This is a genomic window from Chryseobacterium contaminans, assembly GCF_001684955.1.
Lineage (GTDB): Bacteria > Bacteroidota > Bacteroidia > Flavobacteriales > Weeksellaceae > Chryseobacterium > Chryseobacterium contaminans.
Window position 1 is genome coordinate 1 of sequence record NZ_MAYF01000113.1, and the last position, 19,618, is coordinate 19,618.

Below are 19,618 nucleotides of genomic sequence, written 5' to 3' on the forward strand. Positions count from 1 at the left end.
AACCGTCCGCAAATCTTACTTCCTGATAGCAGTCCAGGTGAACCTTTCCTTCCGCTTCTTTCCAGAAGGCTTTCATATCTGGAACAAGGTCCTTAAGGCTTTCCGCAATCCCGAAAAACACGTCATGCTGTTCTATGTTTCTACCTTTGGGAGTTGCCCCAAGGATGACATAAAATAATTTCATTTCACTTTTCATGCATACAAAAATACGTTAAATTTATCTTTTTCAAATGTTTGGCAGACTACTACAATAATTTTATATTTGTAATATTAATTGTAGTATGTCAGAAATCATCATACTCTTCTTTGGTGCCATTTCAGCGGGCCTTTTGGGTTCACTTACAGGACTGGGAGGAGGAGTTATCATTATTCCTTTATTAACGCTGGGATTCGGCGTTCCAATGCATTATGCCATCGGTGCTTCTCTTATTTCCGTGATCGGTACTTCTTCTGGTGCTGCGGTAGCTTTCGTAAAAGAAGGTTTTACCAATATGAGAGTCGGAATGTTTCTTGAAATAGCTACCACTGCCGGAGCGATTGTTGGAGCTTTAGTCTCAGGAATGCTTAATCCAAATACCATTGGAATTATTTTCGCCAGTATCCTCCTTCTGACCGTTATTTTAAATTTAAAAGGAAAACCTGATCATCAGGAACCTTTAATTCATGGAAGTCTGGAAGAAAAACTTAAACTTTACGGAACTTTTCCTGATAAAGGAATCCTGAAAAGCTATTCCGCGAGAAATACAGTCCCAGGATTTTTAATGATGATGTTTGCCGGTGCAATGTCCGGACTTTTAGGAATTGGTTCCGGAGCATTGAAAGTATTGGCAATGGATAATATGATGAAACTACCCTTCAAAGTTTCTACCACTACCAGTAATTTTATGATTGGGGTAACAGCCGTTGCCAGTGCACTGATCTATTTCCAGAGAGGTGAAATTATTCCGGTGATTGCAGCTCCTGTACTGATTGGAGTGGTTATTGGAAGTTTTATCGGTTCTAAAACATTAATGGTATCTAAAACCAAAAAGTTAAAGGTATTTTTTGCCATTGTGATTACAATTCTGTCTGTGTATATGATGTATAACGGTATTAACAAAAGCTTCAGATAATGAAAAAGAACTTTACAGATGTAGATCTGAACCGCTCCGTAGGAAATCTCCTGAGACTGGGTGTCATTCTTTCTGTGGCTACATCCTTGATCGGCTTTATCAAACTGTTTACTGAAGGCTTTGAAATGCCCAGCAAATATACCAGTCTTGTTGTAGGAACTTCTTCTGAAAAAATATGGAGCCACTTTTGGAATTCTCTTTGTAAAGGGGAAGGAATGGCTATTATTCAGCTGGGAATCCTGATACTGATTCTAACTCCTCTGATGAGGATTATCTTTGCTTTAATAGGGTATTTAAAAGAAAAAGACTACGTATATGTATTTATTTCTTCAGTAGTTTTAGCAATTATGGCAGTAAGTTTCTTTGCTGGTTACGCCCATTAATTACATTTCATAAAACTCCAACGGCAGCTGGTCCGGATCCTGGGTAAAGAAAAATTCTTTCCCTGTGAATTCATCGATACGGATTTCTTCACAACTCAGTCCCTTCCCTATCAGTTCATTTCGTTTTTCTGTTACATTTTCCACTGAAAAAGCAAGATGTCTTAATCCGCAGGCTTCGGGACGGGATGGACGCGCAGGTGGATTGGGAAAGGAAAATAATTCAATTACATAATGATCTCCTATAGCCAGATCCAGTTTATAAGACTGTCTCTCTTCTCGATAAACTTCACGGACAACTTTTAAGCCTAAAGTCTCTGTATAGAATTTCTTTGATATTTCGTAGTTTGAGCCAATGATGGCAATATGGTGGATCTTCATTTCTTTTTAACTGCTTTGATTTTTTTATTTTATTTCCTTACAATTTTCCTTTCTTCGGGTATCAATAATATACTGAATCTTCCATTCATTATTCTGCTTAACCAATTGAAAACTATTAGCACCACAATGAGATAATTTTCCTTTCAAATAAAAGCTATAAGGAGTGAATACACTAGCCAGACTACCATCTGTATGAATAGCATCTATGGTAATTCTTTCATCCAGGTCCCCCTGTTTGAACTTAGAAACCGTTGCTATAAACTCCTGTATATTGTCGCTTTTTATGGTTCCGTCTTTAGTAATAGTCTGCAAAATGGCATTTTCAGCAAAGGCAGTTTTTACCAGTTCTGGATCAGCATTTTTCATTCCAAGAAACAGGTTACGGACAGTCTTTTCTATTTCCTGATTCTGCTGTGCGAAGCAGAAACTACTGAATATGAGAAAAATTGCGGTTATTTTATTCATAATATTGATTGAATTAGATCAATAAAAATAGGGAAAATATGTTTTGGCTAAAGCCATGGAATGTATTTTCTTAATAAAAAAGGCGGGCTAAAGCCCACCACTATTGAATATTGTTTTTTATTCTTTTTAAAACCTCATCACATCCTTCACTACTCCATTCTTCTGGGTGTGCTGTAATAATTCAGCTTCTATAAATGTTTTAATCGATTCTTCTGAAGCATCAGCCGGGAATAAAAGATGTACGTTGGCGCCGGCATCCAGAGTGAAGAATAATGGAAGTCCGGTATCTCTTCTGAAATCCCAGATTTTATTGATGACTTCTAAGGTTCCTGTTTTCATCAGGATAAAAGCCGGATCGCTCATCATCATCATGGCATGAAGAGTAAGCGCTTCGTGCTCTACCAATTTGATAAAACTTTCCATATCTCCGCTTTTCAGGATTTCCTTCATCGGAACAAAGTTCTCCCTTGCTTCCTGGAATCTTCTTTCTGCGTAAGGATTGGTTTTCATCAAACTGTGTCCAACTGTTGAAGAAACGCTTTTCTGCCCTTCATGAATCAACAGAACCCAATCATTAAAGCTTTTGAACACTTCATGAATTTCAGTATCAGGATAAGGTACTGCAAACAGATCTGAACTTCCCTGAACTTCTTCTGTTGCTCCCCAGACAATAAGCCCATTGTACAAACTTCTGCATGCACTTCCGCTTCCTAATCGGGCTAAAAATGAGGCTTTTCTCAAAGATTCTTCTTCAGAAGTTTTTCCTGTAAATGCTTCATCCAATGCCATCAGACATTTAGCTATTGCTCCGAAACCTGAAGCTGAACTCGCAATTCCTGAACTGTGAGGGAATGTATTCTCTGTTCTGATGATATATTTCCCTTTTAAGATCCATGGAAGATACTGTTCAATATTTTTGAAGTATTTTTCAATCTTTTCAGCAAACTTCACTTCTTCATTTCCTGACAAAAAGGTTTGGACAGAGAAAGGTTCATCTGCCAGAAACTCCATCGTAGTATTGGTCTTACAGTGATTTAATGTATAACTGATACTTGGATTAGCTGGAATCTGATGCTCATATTTCCCCCAATATTTAATCAAAGCAATATTAGACGGACAGCTCTCTGAAACCGTTTGTGTATGAATCGTGAAATTTTCTTTTCCTATAAATTGTGTTGTCATAGTTTAATTTAAGTGATTGAGACCTGACCACCCCGTCAAAAATTCAAAGAATTTTCGCCACACCTCCAAGGGAGGGAATTTTCACGTTTTCAACTGAGATATTCGTGAAAATCGGAGATTCTTACAAAACTTAAGTGTACTTCTTATACGTTAAGCTAGTAACTTAAAAACCTTAAGTGTTTAAAAATATGTGGTTTACAAGTCAATTAATACATCTTCTCTATAATATCTGCATATTTTTTAAGAACCACGTTTCTTTTTACTTTCAATGTAGGAGTAATTTCTCCTGTATTGATGTCAAATTCAGCCGGCATCAGCGTAAATTTCTTCACTTTCTCATAATCGGCAAGGTGACTTTGCAGTTCTTTGATTTTTTCTTTATAAAGATTGATTATCTTTTCATTTTTCACCATATCTTCCCAATTGGTGAATGGAATATTATTCTTTTTAATATAGTCCTGTAGGAACTCAAAATTCGGAACGATTAAGGCAGATACAAACTGTCTTCCTTCCGCTACCAGCATAATCTGTTGAATGAAATTATTATTGGTCAGAAGGTTTTCAATCTGTTGTGGTGCAATGTATTTCCCATTGGAAGTTTTCATCAGATCTTTAAGCCTGTCTGTAATAATAAGGTTTCCTTTATCATCAATTTTACCTGCATCACCTGTTTTGAACCAGCCGTCTTCTGTAAACACCTTTTGGGTTTCTTCAGGTCTGTTATAATACCCTTTCATGATTCCGTTTCCTCTGGCCTGGATCTCATCGCTTTCTCCGATACGGATTTCAACACCTGGCAATGGTTTTCCGCTTGTTGCATGTTCAAAATGGGTTAAAGGGAAAAGCGTTAAAGTAGCCGTAGTTTCCGTTAAGCCATATCCAACCGTCACGTGAATACCAACAGACTCAAAGAATCGGGTTACTTCAGGTGATAATGAAGCTCCTCCACAAGGTAAAAACCATAATCTTCCACCCATTTTTTCTTTAATCTTGCTAAAGACCAGCATATCTGCAACAGATTCTTTTAATTTTAGCCCAAAAGGAATTGGTTTTTCATTTCTTCTTAACTCTGCAGTTTCCCATCCGGTCTTTAAAGCCCAATCGAAGATTTTTTTCTTTAGTGATGAACCTTCTTCTGCCTTTTCAAGGACTCCGGCATATACTTTCTGAAAGAATCTTGGTACCGCACACATAGCAGTAGGTTTTACTTCTTCCAATGCTTTGGCTACGTTTTTCGGATCTTCAAGGAAATAGACTCTTGCTCCACCATACAGACATAGTAAACTCCAGCTTCTTTCAAAAACGTGGCTTAAAGGTAAGAATGCCAGCGAAAGTTCTTCTTCAAAGTTTTTAAATTTAAAAAATTCAAAGTGGGAATCAAATGCTTTGATGAAATTTCCATGGGTAAGCATTACTCCTTTAGGTGTTCCTGTAGTTCCGGAAGTATAGATCAGCGTAGCAGTATCATCGTATTCTCTTTTGCATATCTCCAATTTTGGAGAAGCCTTAGCGATGAAATCTTCAAGATAAAAACTATTGAATTCTTTCTTGATCCATACTGCTTTTTTAGACACAATAATGGTTTCAAGATGATTATCTTCTTTATGTAAAAGTTCCAGACAAGCATCGTACTGCATTTGGTTTCCTACCAAGACTACCTTTGCTCCGGAATCTTTAATGATATATTCTGCCTGCTCAGCATTATTGGTAGAGTAAATAGGAACAGTAATCGCTCCAATGGCCATTGCTGCTAAATCTACGATCATCCATTCAGATGAATTGTCTGAATAAATAGCCACTTTATCATTTTCCTGAACGCCCGCTCCTTTTAGTGCATTGGCTGTTTTAAAAATAATTTCACTGAATTTCTTCCAGCTCAGCTCTTTCCAGGCTTCTTCTTTCTTTTTAAAACCGATGGCTGCTTTTATAGGATGTTTTTCTACATTTTTAAGGATGATTGCCTCTGCAAGATTCATTTCTTCAGCTTTTTGTCGTTAATATAATTGTTCAGGTGAAAGTCGATGCTTTCTTGGATGGGAATAAACTGGTAATTCAGTTTCTCCGTGACTTTGTGATTGGAAATGGTATTGAATGAAGAGATCGCCTCAATATTGGATTCCGTAACCATTCTCAGCTTGGGAAACAGCCATCCGAAAAGAGTATTGGCCCATTTTCCTATGTTTAATTGCCATCTTGCAAGAATTTTTGCTTCTTTAAGTCCCAATCGAGTTCTGATCTGTTTCGCCAGATCGGCATATCTTTTATTTTCGGCAACAATGATAAAACGTTCTCCAAAAATATTGTTTTCCATCAGTTCAATGGCGGTTTTAGCAACATCTCTTACATCTACATAGGCAGATCCGCCGGCAAAAGTAAAGCTGTTATCTTCAAAGGTTGAAAAAAGCTCACCGCTGCTTTGCGTCCAGTTTCCGCTTCCTACAATCATTCCGGGATTGATGATCACTATATTCATCCCTTCAGCAGAGGCTCTCCAGACTTCCATTTCAGATAAATGTTTGGAAATAGCATAAGCTGAGTGTTCTAATTTCGGATTAAAATCAGACTCTTCGTCAAGCTCTCCTTTTTCATTATAATTATCTAAAACGGCTACAGAACTTACGTGCAGAAATTTTTTAACATCTGATCCTTCACAGGCATACAATAGATTTTCGGTACCTTTAATATTAGTATGGTACATTTCTTTTTCATCTTTAGGATGAAAGCTTACTTTTGCGGCACAATGATAGACCTCATCTACTCCTTTCAATGCATCTCTTAAAGAATCAATATCATCAAAATCCACATTCATCCATTCGATCTTATTGAAAAAATCATCAGGATTCTCCGTATAAAAGCTGTATGAATGCCTTACTTCGTTTAAATTGCTGCCCGGTCTTTTGGAAGCACGTACGCTTTTACCTCTTTTAAGAAGCTCCAGCACGATTATTCTTCCCAGAATTCCGGTTGCACCCGTTACAAAAACCATTAAATTATGTTGCTTGATTGCTGACTAAAATATGACAATATTTTCTATCCGGCAATTCTTCAGGTTCCTGCAAAAGTTACCTAAAAAACTGCTTTTGCAAATTTGCGATTTTTAAAGCAAAATTCAACTTTATTTAACCAATATTATCATTCTGGAAATCAGAAAATATGAAATTTAAATACAGAATACTTTTATTTGAACCACAAATCGAAGATTCAACGAAATCAAAAGACGCAAAGTTTTTGAACACTTAAGTTTTTTAAGTTACCAGCTTTGCGAATAATAAGAACACTTAAGTTTCATGAAAATCTTCGATTTTCATTGATATGATAACTACACCTAATGTTCAGTTGAAGACGTGATCATTCCCTTCCCGCCGGAGGGGTGGCAAAAATTCAAAGAATTTTTGACGGGGTGGTTTAAAAAAAGCCCTGAAAGCATAAAACCTCCAGAGCCAATATATAAAAAGTTAATCATTTTATACCATCACCACATTATCTCTTCTCGGAGCTTTATCACAGAGAACATCTGCAATACTCTTAGAGATAAGATTTCCTTCTGTAAGTTTATCCAGCCAAAAGAATTCTCCGGCAGCGTTGATTTCTATGAAATAATATTCATCTTCAGGAGAAACGATAATATCTATTGCTCCATAATCTACGTTATAAACATCCAGAAGTTCCAGAAGTTTTTCTTCAACATCTGCCGGCAATTCTGTCTGCTTCCATTTATCCAGCAGATTAATTCCATCTTTTCTCCAGTCAACTTTAGCATCTTCAAACTGTTGGGAATCCACTTCAAAAGCATACACATCCCGCCCCACAATAGTCACCCGCAATTCTTTTTTCTTTTGAATCATTTTCTGGAACTGCATTGGGCAATACAGCAGTGAATCTAATTCTTCAAGCTTATCTTCACTCACCACATTGGTAAAGACTACGCTTTCCACACCGTCTTCATAGATGGCAAAGCCGGTTTGCATTTTGGCTACCACATTCTGATGCTTGAGAATAAACTGTCTGGCTTCTTCAGGATTATTGGTAAGGCAGGTTTCCGGTATGGAAAGTCCTATTTTATGAGCGATTTTAAGCTGTTCTTCCTTACTGTCGAGTCTTCTGTAAACACTTGGCTTTCCTAGAGAGTAAGTATCAATAGATTCAAAAAAACCAAATAACGTATTACGAATTTCTCCCATGGCAGCACTCAGGAATTTAGCCTCCATTTCATCCTTCAACCCTTTTCCTATATTGTAAGCCCGGCGATACCAGACTGCCGAAATATCATCCAACCTGTATTTTTTTGCAGGTGTTTCAAGCAATGTAATCCATTCTCCTTCCTGAAAAACAGTTGACAGTTTATTTTGTAAAGGATACAGATCAACATCAAAACGAATAACCTCACAATTATTCCCTTCAATATATTCCGTTACCTTTTCAATGGAAAAATTATCTGCAGTATGTGTTATAATTAAAATTTTATTCATGAATATTGGTTCTTTTAATAAGGTTGTCGGCAATTCTTTCTGCAATGGGAAACCCCAGCTCTTTTTGAAGCATTCCCCATTCTCCCTGCGGATTGACTTCCAGGAAATAATATTTCCCATCTTTTCCACGGATCATATCAATAGCTCCAGTATATAATCCCATTTCCTTCATCATAGAAGTCAAATTATTTTTGATATCAGCAGGCAGTTCATAAGCTGTCCAGAAGTAATCTTGATGACTTACTCTCCAATCTGCATTTTCACTGTTATTGATCTTTCCGGTATAAAATTCCCCATCTACATACATGATCCTCAGCTCATATTCTTTATCGATATAAGGTTGGAAAATCATGGGGCAATAAATGATATCCGAAAGGCTTTCCAAGGTTTCCTGTTCTATTACCATCGTAGAAATCAGGTTTTCGCCATTCATTGTTTTCCGGGTTACTCCGTGAAGTTTAGCAATAGCTTTTCCTGAGCAATGCTGTTCAAAAAAAGCTTTTACTTTTTCTTCATCATTAGTAAAAACAGTGGGAGGAATCGTAAGGTGATTCCGTTGTGCAATGTTCAGCTGAAGCATTTTATTTCCATCAATTTTCTTTTCATTTTCATAAGGATTGATCCATGGAAGGTGCTGTAGCTGGGTAAAAAGGTTATAACGGAGGTGAGTGTATTCATTCAGGAATATTTTTTCGTATTCCTGATCCAATTCTTCAGGAACGCTGATTCGCCATGCTTTTCTATTCCATACTCCTGTAATATCATCAGAATGTACAGATTTTCCATTCTCATCAGTAATCTCAAATGAATCTACATTGATACTGATTTTCTGAAGATGGTTCAATTGGTCAGAATTCAGCCTGAAATAAGGGATATTTTTTGAAGAAAGATGCTGAAAAAAACGATCAATCGTATAAAAATCCTGTGAATGGGTAATACAGAGAATCATTTGCCGGTTTTAGTAAAAAGGGAAACTTAACATGTTAAGTTTCCCTCCTTTGTTACAATTTTGTTAATATGTTACTGTAAAATAATCATTTTATAGGTCACTAGTATCATCATCTCCGTCAGAAGGATATTTCAATGTACGATCCATATCCGTTAACTTAGATGTTACATCATCCAGGGTAGGTTTTGTAATAACATCTCTCTCAGGAATTGTAATATCTGTTCCTCCTTTTACTGTTTCCGGATCCTTAAGTTGTTTCTCAAGAAATGTTGCAAAAAACGGCTTCTTTTTTGATTTTTTATTTTCCATAAGTTAATATGTTTGTTTATTTGATAATCGAATGTACAAAATTTTCAACTTATGGAGAAATAAATCAATATTTTAATATAATTTTAACACATTGTCAAAATACAGAGTATATTATTAATTCAAACTCAAAAATTTCTTAACAACAATAGCGAAATCAACAGGGTTTTCAGCCTGAACCCAGTGCCCTGCATTTTTAACGGTTACAATTTTCGCTTTTGGAAACTGTTGTTTGATCCCATATTCATCCTGTGGCAGAATATAATTAGACTTCTCTCCTGCAATGAATAAAGTTTCTCCTTCAAAAACACCATACTTCACAGCATTGGATACAAATTCATTATATTTTTCAGACAATGTTTTAAGGTTGAATCGCCAGTTCAGCCTTTTATTATCATCCCAATACAGATTCTTTGTTAAAAACTGTATCGTTGATTTTTCAGGGATATACTGATTCAAAACAGCTTCCACCTCATTTCTTGAGCCTACCGTATTAAAATCTACTGTTTCAAGGGCCTTGATGATTCCCTGATGATGTGGCGGGTAAGCTTTTGGTGAAATATCTACCACAATCAGTTTCTCCACTTTTTCAGGGTATTTTATAGCAAACTGCATCACAGCTTTCCCTCCCAGAGAATGTCCTAAAACATGAGCTTTCTGAATACCATAATGTTCCATATAGCGGGCAATGTCATCCGCAAGATCATCATGAGACATATCATCGGAATGAAAACTTCTTCCGTGGTTTCTAAGGTCAATAAGGTGTACCGGAAGATATTCTCCAAGATCTTTCCCGAAGCTTCCCCAGTTATCAAGCATTCCAAACAATCCGTGGAATACTAAAAGCGGCGTGGCAGTTGAACCTTCGCCAAATATTTTTGAGTTTAAGATTTCCATATTTTTTAAATAACAGATTTGAAATACAGATTCCAGAGGATACAAACAAAACTTTTACGATAAAGTTTAGCTGTCACATCCGGTATCTGTTTTACCATTTTGCCAATCTCTTCAAATAAGACTGAACTGTATTTTCCAAGCCCATGTATAATGCTTCAGAGATCAAAGCATGTCCGATAGACACTTCTAACAGGTTAGGGATAGTATCTGCGAAATATTTCAGGTTTTCAAGGCTCAGATCATGTCCTGCATTGATTCCCAAGCCAAATTCATTGGCTACAACAGCAGTATCATAGTAAGGTTTGATGGCCTGCTCTTTATTAGAGAGATAATTTTTCGCGTACGCTTCCGTATACAGTTCAATTCTGTCTGCTCCTGTCTTTGCAGCATATTCTACCAACTCAGGTAAAGGGTCAAGAAAAATAGATGTACGGATGCCTGCATTTTTAAATTCACTAATGATTTCTGTAAGATAATCAAGGTGTTTTTTAGTATCCCATCCTGCATTGGAAGTAATAGCATCATCTGCATCCGGAACCAGCGTTACTTGCTCAGGTTTCACTTCCAGTACCATATCAATAAATGACTGATGCGGATTTCCTTCAATATTAAACTCAGTCGTCACCAATGGCTTCAGATCGTAGACATCTTTTCTTGTAATATGCCTCTCATCCGGTCTTGGGTGAATCGTAATTCCCTGTCCCCCGAATTCCTGAATCTTTATAGCAGCCTCTGTCACGCTTGGTGTTTCACCTCCTCTTGCATTTCTTAATGTCGCAATCTTATTGATGTTTACGCTTAGTTTTGTCATTTTTATATTTAGATGTTAGATAACAGAAGCTAGAAAATGGAAGGCAGAAGATGGAAGTTTATCCAGACTTACGACTTCTTTAAGATATTCTAACTCCATTATCACTTAAGTTGAATTTATTTTTCAGAGAGTTTATCTCTCTTTATACTTTAACACTTACCTGCATCACCTGAAGCTCAAATTCTTTAGATGCCACCAATAAATGATCGAAAATATCAGCCTGAATTTGCTCAAAATGTTCCCATTTAGAATCATTGGCAAAACAATAGATCTCAAGAGGAAGCCCTTGCGGGGTAATTTCCAGCTGACGAACCATTCTTGTTGCATTTTCTTCAATATCAGGATCGTTTTCTATGTATTTCTGTGCATAATATCTGAAAACCCCGATGTTGGTAAGCTGTCTTCCGTTAATGGTTTTATCATTATTGTTCAGGCTTTCTTTTTCTCTTCTGATTTCTATTCTTTTCTGTTCAAGATAGTCCGCAATAAGATTAATTTCTTTTAAACGTTCAATATCCTCTTCGGTAAGAAACTTAAAAGAATTGATATTGAAATAAATAGATTTCTTAATCCTTCTGTTATTAGATTCAGACATCACCTGCATATTTTTGATCTCCGTAGTCAGGAAATCATAGGTAGGAATAGTAGAGACCGTTTTATCAAAATTGGTGATTTTTGTAGTCAGAAGACTTATCTCTGTAATATTTCCTTCTATGCTGTATTTGGGAATACTGATCCAGTCTCCTACTTTCAGATTCTTGGAAGTCGCCACATGAATTCCGGTTACAAATCCCAGAATAGTATCTCTGAAAACGAGTACCAAAACTGCCGTTATTGCCCCAAGACTTCCTAAAATCGTTCCGCCCTTAATCCCAAAAATCAAACAGATTCCTATGACGGAAAGCACAAAAATCCCAAAAATCTTTACAGTTTCCGAAATAGCATTAAGCGTCATAATCTTATAATAATCCTGCTTAATCACGAAATAATTTCTAAAAGCAGTTAATGCCCTGAATAACAGTCCTGCTATTACAAAAATCGTAGCTACTCCTACTATTATTTCCAGTAATGCAAAGCTTTTCGGATGTCTATAGAAGACTGAAAACAATGCATATCCGGCAAAATTCAATGCTCCTAAGTGAACTACAGAATTTGTAATTCTTGAATCATAGATTGACTTTAAAACAGGAAATTTTTCTTTATCAAAAAAGAATTTGAAAATAGTATTGACAATTAATTTAAAAACAAAATCCAGGATATAGATCATCCCTGCCAGAAATATAAATTTCAGCATAATCTGAATAGGAAGTGCCAGATCAGGATATACATGATCTCTTACAAAATAATGGATCTGATCACTGATATTCTGCAGAAAATCTCTGGTATCTTGTATTTCATCTTTCATTACCGCAAATTTATAAAATTAAGGATGATCATATTACTATTCCCAATCAATTTTCATCCCAAAATCTAAAACCGTTTATAAATTCCTTTTAAATCATTTAAAAATCTGCTGTATTTTCATATTTAGGCCTATTTGTTGAATGGTTAAGGTTTCATATATTCGTTTATATTTAAAAGAATGGATACAACGGTTATTAATATTCTATGCCTTATTTTATTGTTTGTAGGAATACTGGGCACATTCCTTCCTGTTTTACCAGGGCTTTTACTAAGCATTTGCGGATTACTGATCTATAAATTCGGTACCGATGCTGATCTACCGATGATCTATGTCTGGGCTTTTGGAATTCTCACTGCAGCCTCTGTTGTTTTAAGTTACGTAATTCCTGCAAGAACCAACAGAAAATATGGCGGAACGCGTTGGGGAAGTATTGGCTCTGTTATAGGAACCATTGTCGGGATTTTCATTCCAATTCCTTTAGGCTTTCTTATCGGAATGTTTGCAGGAGTCTTTATTGGTGAGATGCTTCACGATAGCAAGGATATGAACAAAGCTTTACAATCCACTAAAGGCGCCTTAATTGGTTTTATCTATGGAACCGGATTCAGTTTTGTAGTGGGTGTGGCAATGTTTTTGGTAGTACTTCTTAATATGTTTGATATTATTTAATTCAAAAAAAAGAAAAATCATGCTTCATAAAATCATCTTATTCAGTCTGGGAATTTTCGCATTAACAGGATGTGATGCCCAAAAGAAAGCCAAAACAACCTCGAAGACCTCTGAAATGACCAGCAACAGTACAAAACCTGATGAACAAAAGAATGATATCATCTATCTGAGTGAGGGTGAGAATAAGTTTCTTCCGGAATATAAAATGAATATTACTTTTAAAGGAATTTCCGAAGACAGCCGTTGCCCTGAAGGCGTAAATTGCATTTGGGCTGGCGTTGCTCTTGCTCAAGTTGAAGTTATGGGAACCTCTACCCGACCTGTTCTTTTAAATCTGGCCAGTATGGATTTTCCTAGCAGACATTATCATCAATCCGCTGATTTCAATGGCTACACTATTGCCTTACAGGAAGTCACTCCGTATCCTAAAGCGGGAGGAGCAGAAGGGCTAAAAGGAAAATACAAAATTGGAGTCAGCATCAAAAACAAAAGAGCATCTTCAGATACTACCATGAAATAGGCTTCTTCCCTTTGGAAATAAGATATTCATTAATTTTTGAGAAAGGCTTACTTCCGAAAAAACCTCTATGAACAGAAAATGGTGACGGGTGCGCCGATTTCAGTATAAAATGCTTAGCCGGATCTATAAGTTCGGCTTTTTTCTGTGCAAAAGCTCCCCACAATACAAAGACTACATTTTCTTTTTTATCTGAAATTTCCTTAATGATATAGTTGGTAAATGTTTCCCACCCGAGATCTTTATGAGAATTGGGTGAATGGGCACGAACCGTTAGTGTTGCATTCAGCAGAAGAACCCCTTGTTTTCCCCAGTCGTCCAACTCTTTGGAAGTTCTTACCACTCCAAGATCATCTTTTAACTCTATAAAAATATTTTTAAGGGATGGTGGTGCCGTAACCTGCTCAGATACAGAAAAACATAAACCATTAGCCTGAAAATCGTTATGATAAGGATCCTGGCCAATAATTACCACTTCAACATCTTCAAAGGGTGTAATTTCCAAAGCTCTGAAGATTTGATTTTTCGGAGGAAAAACCTTGGTAGTTGCATATTCATTTTTTACTTTTTCCCAAAGGGTTTTAAAGTATTCTGTACTTTTTATCGGGGCTAAAACTTCTGTCCAGGTCATATTGCAAAAGTAATTAATATTAAAATAAGACTGCAAATTATACTTTAAATATCTTTATTTTTCTTTAAATTAAAACAGATGAAACATTATTACACCTGACGGTCAGTCTCTGTTTAAACTAAAAATAACACTGTCCGGATTATGTTCGTCCTTTTTACCCTCTTCAAGAATAAAATGATGTTTTAAAAGCAGTTTTTTAGAATTTTCATTGAACCTGTTGGTGATGGCTATGATTTCCTGCAACTCTAATTTATTAAATCCATACTCTACAACAGCACTAAGCGCTTCAGACATAATTCCTTTTTTGTGGTAATCAGGCAATAATTCATATCCGATTTCTGCTGTTTTTTTGTCCTGTGAAAAATTCCAAAGGCATATTGTTCCTATGAGATTCCAGGAATCTTTATATGAAATTCCCCAAAAAGCAACCTTTTTATCCTGAGTTTCTTTTTTAATGTGTAAAATAAATTCCAATGCATCATAATTTGTTTTAGGAGATCTTCTTTTCACATATTGATTGGTTATTTCATTGCTTCTGATACGCAGAATATCTTCCGTATGGGCTTCATTAATCTCTTTTAAGACCAATCTTTCAGTTTCCAGTTTCATATTTTCATTAAAAATTAACATCAAATCTCTAAAAAGAAAAACAGAATAAGGCGTAATTCTTTCATCAATCTATTTTGTAAATCACTCAAATATACGTAATAATCAAAATTCTCACTAAATTTGCAGTGTGTATATAGATAAAGAAGATTTAGACGAATTAGAGTTTCCGCAATTGCTCGCGGAAATCTCCCCATTTGCGTATTCTCCGAAAACAAGAGAAAAAATTCTTCAACTTCGTCCGATGGAAATTGACGAGGCGGAGCTTTCATTGAAAAAAACGTCAGAATATCTGTCGAGCTTTGAAAGTTCAAATGCAATTCCGTTTGATGAATATGAAGATATTGAAAGTGAGCTGAAACTGATGCTTATTGAGAACTACCGTCTGGAAAACAGTGCTTTCATCAAAATAAAAACCATCACGGAACAGATCGGAAGATTACAAAAATTCTTCCCTACCATGCCGGAAACGTTTCCTACTTTACTGGAAGAGGTTTCTGTACTGGAATTCAGAAAAGAGATTATCGAGAAGGTTGATAAGGTATTCAACCGCTTCGGTGAAGTAAAAAGTGAAGCTTCTCCTACTTTAAAAGGGATAAGAACTGAGATCCAACATGCTAAAAAAGCGATCCAGGAAAACTTCAATCGTGCTCTGACTACGTATGGACAGAGTGACTTTTTGGATGATATACGGGAAACTATTATTGATGACCAAAGGGTTTTGGCGGTAAAATCAGGATTTAAGAAAAGAGTTCCGGGAAGAACCCTGGGAATTTCAAAAACAGGTTCTATCACCTATATCCAGCCGGACAGTGTTGTAAAACATTACTTCAAATTGCGTGAAAATGAAGAGGAAGAGAAAAAAGAAATTGACAAGGTCCTTAGACAGCTTACCGGTGAACTTGCAGAATTTCAACCTCAGCTTTGGAGGTATCAGGTGTATATTTTTGATCTTGACCTGGTAAGAGCTAAAGCTAAGTTTGCAGAACTTATTAATGGAGTGCTTCCTAAGATCAACCGTCATAAGACATTGAGATTAAAAGATGCTTTTCACCCTTTGTTATGGCTAAGGAATAAGGTTGAGAACAAAACAATTCATCCACAGACTCTGACTTTAACGGAACATAACAGAATTATCTGTATTTCCGGACCAAATGCCGGCGGAAAATCAATTACATTGAAGACTGTCGGATTACTGCAACTTATGATTCAGAGTGGTATTCTGGTTCCTGTTCATCCAAAATCTGAGATGTTTTTCTTTGAGAAAATCATGACTGATATTGGTGATAATCAATCTATAGAAAACCACCTTTCTACCTATTCATCAAGATTAAAGAAAATGTCCGGAATCATCCGTGAGGCTGATTCGGATACGCTTTTACTGATTGATGAGTTCGGAACAGGTTCTGACCCTGAATTAGGCGGTGCATTAGCCGAGAGTTTCATGGAGTTTTTCTATGACAAGAAGAGTTTTGCGATCATTACAACGCACTACACCAATATCAAACTGGTTATAGAACAGCTTCCGAATGCTCAGAATGCGGCAATGCTTTTCAACGAAGAAACGCTGGAGCCAATGTATAAACTGGAAGTTGGCCAGGCAGGAAGTTCCTTTACTTTTGAAGTGGCTGAAAAGAATAAGATTCCAAGGTTCATTATTCATTCTGCCAAGAAAAAGGTTGAACATGATATTGTGAATCTTGATAAAACGATCGTAAAGCTGCAACAGGAGAAGTTTGAAGTTGAAAAACTGAAGTCTGATCTTGCGGAAAGAAAAGAATCTGTAGAGGATAAACGTGATAATCTTCAGAAACTGAATGACCAGCTTCAGCAGAAACTTTTCAATTTTCAGAAACTGTATGAAGAGGAACACCGTAAGCTTCAGTTTGGAAACAAGATTGAAGCTTTCATCGACAGCTATACAAAAGGAAAATCCAGAAAAGATGTTGTAAAGGATTTTGTGAAACTGCTTGAACAGGAGAAATTCAGAAAACTGGGGGCTGACAAGGATGAATCCAAGCGTCTGCAGGTGGTGAAGAGAAAGATTACGCAACAGCTTAAAAAGGAGGAAGTGATTGAAAAAATTGCTGAAACCAATGAAAAACTGGAAGAAAAACGTAAAAGTGACCGCGCCATCTGGATGAAAGAAGGCCAACGTGTCCGAATTACCGGAAGCACAAGTGTAGGAACGATTGAAAAAATCTCCAGAAACAAGGTGATCGTTAATTACGGAACTTTCAAAACAACTATTAATGCAGATGAATTAGAGAGAATCTAATCAATTTGAAAATGTGTTAATTTGAGAATTTGAAAGTTAACTGAATACAATAATGGAAGAGAGCGTCTGAAGATGCTCTCTTTTCTTTTATACATTATCATAATTTTCCTATTTTTAACAAAAACAATAATTTATGAAACCATTAAAAGTATTATCAGACCTTATACCGATACCGAGTTATACAGTCATTATTTTGTGTTTTTTCTTCCCGTTTTTCCTGATAAAATGCGGAGACACCACCTTAATGTCTATTAAAGGAACAGATTTGATAACGGGAGTTTCCAAGCAAACAATGAATGAACGTATGAAGGAAAATCTGAAAAAGACTTCGCCTTTTGGTTCTGCATTCGGAAATGATTCAAGCGATAAATCGTCCAATACAGATTCTGAATATTCACCACTGAACGAATCCGACAATAAAAAAAACAAAGAAAATATTCCACCTAGTCCAATTATTATCATTGCTTTTCTGGCAGCTATTGCCGGAATTATCATCCAGGTGGTAAAAAGCATAAGGAAGAAATATATTTATCATATTGCCATTTCTTTAGTTGGACTTATTTCTTTACTCACTTTCTATTTAACTTTTCAATCCAAAATGGAAGGATTAGGAAACAATCAAATCGGAATGGGATTAGGTGGCGGAGTAACGATCAGCTACGGCTTCGGAACAGCTTTTTATATTTGTGGGGTATTATTCCTTCTTATATTGTTATTCTTCGGAGTATTTTCTTATTTCCTGAAAAATAATCCAAAAGCAATTTATGGCCCTGCAGATCAAAATCATGAATAAAAACCTACTTATCCTTTGGATTTTCTATAAAAAACTCATTCTTCCTGCCGGATTATTTTCCCTGCTTTTTTATTTTTTATTTCAATCTGATCCTAAAACCTTTGGGCTGAGCTTTCTTTTAATTTTACCTCTTCTTCATTATTTCATTTATGAGCTGAGATTAAAAAATGAATATTATTTTTATGCGAATTTCGGATTCTCAAAACTATTCCTCTGGATCTTCACTGTATCATTAGGATTAACTGTAAAAATCATCACCTATTTCTTATGAATACACTTCATATCGACAGTATTACCAAATCTTTCGGTGAGAAAAAAGTATTGCAGGATATCTATCTTGGATGTAAAACCGGGCAAATTGTAGGGTTACTAGGTAGAAACGGTTCCGGAAAATCAACTTTATTAAAGATTATTTTTGGTGTTCTGAACAGTGAAACCCAGTTTATCAGATGCAATGGTAAAGTCTTAAAAAGTATAACAAACAGAAAAAAATTAATTTCTTATTTACCACAGGAACCTTTTTTACCTAGAAAGAAGAAGGTGAAAGACCTAATTTCACTTTTCTGCAATAAAGAAAATACTGCAGTTCTTCTTACATCGGATCTGATGAGCCCCTTTCTCAATGAAAAGCCTAAAACCCTTTCCGGCGGTGAACAAAGACTGATTGAAGCCCTACTGATCATCTATTCTGAAGCTAATTTCGTCCTTTTGGATGAACCCTTCCAAAGTCTTTCCCCAAAAATAATTGACAAGCTAAAGAAAGTCATCAGTTTACAAAGTAAAAACAAAGGTTTTGTTATTTCCGATCATTATTATCAGGATGTACTGGATATTTCAACCTCTATTTATCTACTTTCCAATGGCCATTTGAAATTGATACAGAATTTAAAAGAATTGCAGCAATATAGTTATCTTCCGAAAAGCATTTAATTTATATATTTGAGGATCTAAAATTTGTTAAGATGATTTCAGTAAACAAAGCATTGTACCTGTCTGCATTCAGTATTTTTTCTTTAGCCTTTGTTAAAGGTCAGAATAAAGTTCCTTTTGGTGTTGTAAAAGCTGAAGAAGGATATGCCAATGTACGTGTGCATAAGGATAATTACAGAAAAATTGTTGATAAGATCCGTATGCGTAAAGGAGATGTTTTTGTTTATGTAAAACCTGCTCCGGGAGAAACGGAATGGATCTGGATTAAATACCCTGAAAAACAGGACGAAGACAAACCATTTGTACGCTATGAAACGCTTGACAAAGAAGGAATGGTGAATAAAGAGCGTATTGCCTTTGTAGATCAGCTCCCAGCCTATACTCCTTCTAAGTCTAAAAACGGAAGATCGCTTATTTTTACTGATAATTCTGACCCTAAAATTCCTACTGCACAGAGAAGCAAGGTTGTTATTGATATTTATCCATCTAATGCCGGCTACCGTAAAAAGGAAAAGGATGCCGAAGGAAAACTTCTTACCATTGATAAAGTAAAACCATGGGGAATTGGAAATGACCTTCCTGAAGGGATGACCGAGATCAAATCGATCAGGCTTCAACAGCCCGGAAGAGGTTCCGTTTTCGTGAGAGAAGCCATCAAAAATATGTTTCAGCCTACAATGGATTTCAACAATGTAGGAGTAACTTCCCTGGACAATGATAATATTTTCCTTTACATGACCAATGGTACAGGGGAATACAGATATACTACCCTTTGGACCATCAAGAAAGGAAGAGTAATCAGCCAGATTATTTATCATAATCCGGAATAAATTCATT

General features: G+C 36.1%; 23 protein-coding genes. 9 read left to right on the forward strand and 14 right to left on the reverse strand.

All coding sequences use genetic code 11. The features are described 5' to 3' along the window. Positions 1-184 (reverse strand): DUF1543 domain-containing protein (locus BBH99_RS08340; RefSeq protein WP_123873075.1); only part of this gene is annotated, 184 nt, incomplete at its 3' end. A gap of 97 nt (positions 185-281) precedes the next feature. Here BBH99_RS08340 and BBH99_RS08345 point away from each other — a divergent pair. Further along, positions 282-1,112 carry a sulfite exporter TauE/SafE family protein gene (locus BBH99_RS08345; protein ID WP_066694566.1) on the forward strand — a complete coding sequence of 277 codons (831 nt, stop codon included), beginning with the start codon at positions 282-284 and terminating at the stop codon, positions 1,110-1,112. Beyond that, the gene (locus BBH99_RS08350) at positions 1,112-1,495 is read left to right on the forward strand and encodes a DUF1634 domain-containing protein (RefSeq protein ID WP_066694567.1); all 384 of its coding nucleotides are present in this window, start codon (positions 1,112-1,114) and stop codon (positions 1,493-1,495) included. The genes BBH99_RS08345 and BBH99_RS08350 overlap by 1 nt, the downstream gene beginning before the upstream one ends. On the opposite strand, the gene gloA2 is transcribed toward BBH99_RS08350, so the two are convergent. The 11 genes from gloA2 to BBH99_RS08405 all read right to left on the reverse strand — a co-directional run bounded on the left by gloA2 (position 1,496) and on the right by BBH99_RS08405 (position 12,357). Continuing rightward, positions 1,496-1,873, reverse strand: a complete 378-nt coding sequence (gene gloA2, locus BBH99_RS08355) for an SMU1112c/YaeR family gloxylase I-like metalloprotein (protein ID WP_066694570.1) — start codon at positions 1,871-1,873, stop codon at positions 1,496-1,498. 24 nt (positions 1,874-1,897) lie between these two features. Further along, positions 1,898-2,338, reverse strand: coding sequence for a nuclear transport factor 2 family protein (locus BBH99_RS08360; RefSeq protein ID WP_066694573.1), 441 nt, complete (start codon positions 2,336-2,338; stop codon positions 1,898-1,900). Positions 2,339-2,464: 126 nt separating this feature from the next. Beyond that, a complete protein-coding gene (locus tag BBH99_RS08365; RefSeq protein WP_066694576.1) occupies positions 2,465-3,520 on the reverse strand; it encodes a diphosphomevalonate/mevalonate 3,5-bisphosphate decarboxylase family protein in 1,056 nt (351 codons plus the stop codon). A gap of 206 nt (positions 3,521-3,726) precedes the next feature. Beyond that, positions 3,727-5,496, reverse strand: a complete 1,770-nt coding sequence (locus BBH99_RS08370; protein ID WP_066694579.1) for an AMP-dependent synthetase/ligase — start codon at positions 5,494-5,496, stop codon at positions 3,727-3,729. Next, positions 5,493-6,506: an NAD-dependent epimerase/dehydratase family protein gene (locus BBH99_RS08375; RefSeq protein ID WP_066694582.1), complete on the reverse strand. Its 1,014-nt coding sequence runs from the start codon at positions 6,504-6,506 to the stop codon at positions 5,493-5,495. The genes BBH99_RS08370 and BBH99_RS08375 overlap by 4 nt, the downstream gene beginning before the upstream one ends. A 478-nt stretch (positions 6,507-6,984) precedes the next feature. Further along, entirely contained in the window at positions 6,985-7,989 is a 1,005-nt protein-coding gene (locus BBH99_RS08380; RefSeq protein WP_066694585.1) for an MvdD family ATP-grasp ribosomal peptide maturase, read from the reverse strand. Further along, complete coding sequence (locus BBH99_RS08385) at positions 7,982-8,938, reverse strand: MvdC/MvdD family ATP grasp protein (RefSeq protein WP_066694587.1); 957 nt, start codon at positions 8,936-8,938, stop codon at positions 7,982-7,984. The genes BBH99_RS08380 and BBH99_RS08385 overlap by 8 nt, the downstream gene beginning before the upstream one ends. A gap of 90 nt (positions 8,939-9,028) precedes the next feature. Continuing rightward, positions 9,029-9,247 carry a microviridin/marinostatin family tricyclic proteinase inhibitor gene (locus BBH99_RS08390; RefSeq protein ID WP_066694589.1) on the reverse strand — a complete coding sequence of 73 codons (219 nt, stop codon included), beginning with the start codon at positions 9,245-9,247 and terminating at the stop codon, positions 9,029-9,031. A gap of 114 nt (positions 9,248-9,361) precedes the next feature. Further along, a complete protein-coding gene (locus BBH99_RS08395; RefSeq protein WP_066694657.1) occupies positions 9,362-10,141 on the reverse strand; it encodes an alpha/beta fold hydrolase in 780 nt (259 codons plus the stop codon). Between the two features lie 91 nt (positions 10,142-10,232). Then, positions 10,233-10,952, reverse strand: a complete 720-nt coding sequence (locus BBH99_RS08400) for a pyridoxine 5'-phosphate synthase (protein ID WP_066694592.1) — start codon at positions 10,950-10,952, stop codon at positions 10,233-10,235. Between the two features lie 142 nt (positions 10,953-11,094). Further along, the gene (locus BBH99_RS08405; RefSeq protein ID WP_066694594.1) at positions 11,095-12,357 is read right to left on the reverse strand and encodes a mechanosensitive ion channel family protein; all 1,263 of its coding nucleotides are present in this window, start codon (positions 12,355-12,357) and stop codon (positions 11,095-11,097) included. A 177-nt stretch (positions 12,358-12,534) separates the two neighbouring features. On the opposite strand from BBH99_RS08405, the gene BBH99_RS08410 reads away from it, so the two are divergent. Together BBH99_RS08410 and BBH99_RS08415 are read left to right on the forward strand one after the other, a co-directional pair. Beyond that, complete coding sequence (locus BBH99_RS08410) at positions 12,535-13,026, forward strand: DUF456 domain-containing protein (protein ID WP_066694596.1); 492 nt, start codon at positions 12,535-12,537, stop codon at positions 13,024-13,026. A gap of 19 nt (positions 13,027-13,045) precedes the next feature. Beyond that, positions 13,046-13,546, forward strand: a complete 501-nt coding sequence (locus tag BBH99_RS08415) for a hypothetical protein (RefSeq protein WP_066694659.1) — start codon at positions 13,046-13,048, stop codon at positions 13,544-13,546. On the opposite strand, the gene BBH99_RS08420 is transcribed toward BBH99_RS08415, so the two are convergent. Then, entirely contained in the window at positions 13,533-14,174 is a 642-nt protein-coding gene (locus BBH99_RS08420) for a uracil-DNA glycosylase (RefSeq protein ID WP_066694598.1), read from the reverse strand. The genes BBH99_RS08415 and BBH99_RS08420 overlap by 14 nt on opposite strands. A gap of 102 nt (positions 14,175-14,276) precedes the next feature. Continuing rightward, a complete protein-coding gene (locus BBH99_RS08425; RefSeq protein WP_066694661.1) occupies positions 14,277-14,783 on the reverse strand; it encodes a GNAT family N-acetyltransferase in 507 nt (168 codons plus the stop codon). Positions 14,784-14,910: 127 nt separating this feature from the next. Here BBH99_RS08425 and BBH99_RS08430 point away from each other — a divergent pair, with 127 nt between their 5' ends. The 5 genes from BBH99_RS08430 (at position 14,911) to BBH99_RS08450 (ending at position 19,611) form a co-directional block, all read left to right on the forward strand. Continuing rightward, positions 14,911-17,058: an endonuclease MutS2 gene (locus tag BBH99_RS08430; RefSeq protein ID WP_066694601.1), complete on the forward strand. Its 2,148-nt coding sequence runs from the start codon at positions 14,911-14,913 to the stop codon at positions 17,056-17,058. A 133-nt stretch (positions 17,059-17,191) separates the two neighbouring features. Next, positions 17,192-17,851 carry a hypothetical protein gene (locus BBH99_RS08435; RefSeq protein WP_066694604.1) on the forward strand — a complete coding sequence of 220 codons (660 nt, stop codon included), beginning with the start codon at positions 17,192-17,194 and terminating at the stop codon, positions 17,849-17,851. Next, on the forward strand, positions 17,844-18,122 hold the full coding sequence (locus BBH99_RS08440; protein WP_123873077.1) for a hypothetical protein: 279 nt from the start codon (positions 17,844-17,846) through the stop codon (positions 18,120-18,122). The genes BBH99_RS08435 and BBH99_RS08440 overlap by 8 nt, the downstream gene beginning before the upstream one ends. After that, complete coding sequence (locus BBH99_RS08445) at positions 18,119-18,781, forward strand: ATP-binding cassette domain-containing protein (protein WP_066694606.1); 663 nt, start codon at positions 18,119-18,121, stop codon at positions 18,779-18,781. The genes BBH99_RS08440 and BBH99_RS08445 overlap by 4 nt, the downstream gene beginning before the upstream one ends. 32 nt (positions 18,782-18,813) lie before the next feature. After that, positions 18,814-19,611: a hypothetical protein gene (locus BBH99_RS08450; RefSeq protein ID WP_066694607.1), complete on the forward strand. Its 798-nt coding sequence runs from the start codon at positions 18,814-18,816 to the stop codon at positions 19,609-19,611. Positions 19,612-19,618: the final 7 nt, after the last annotated feature.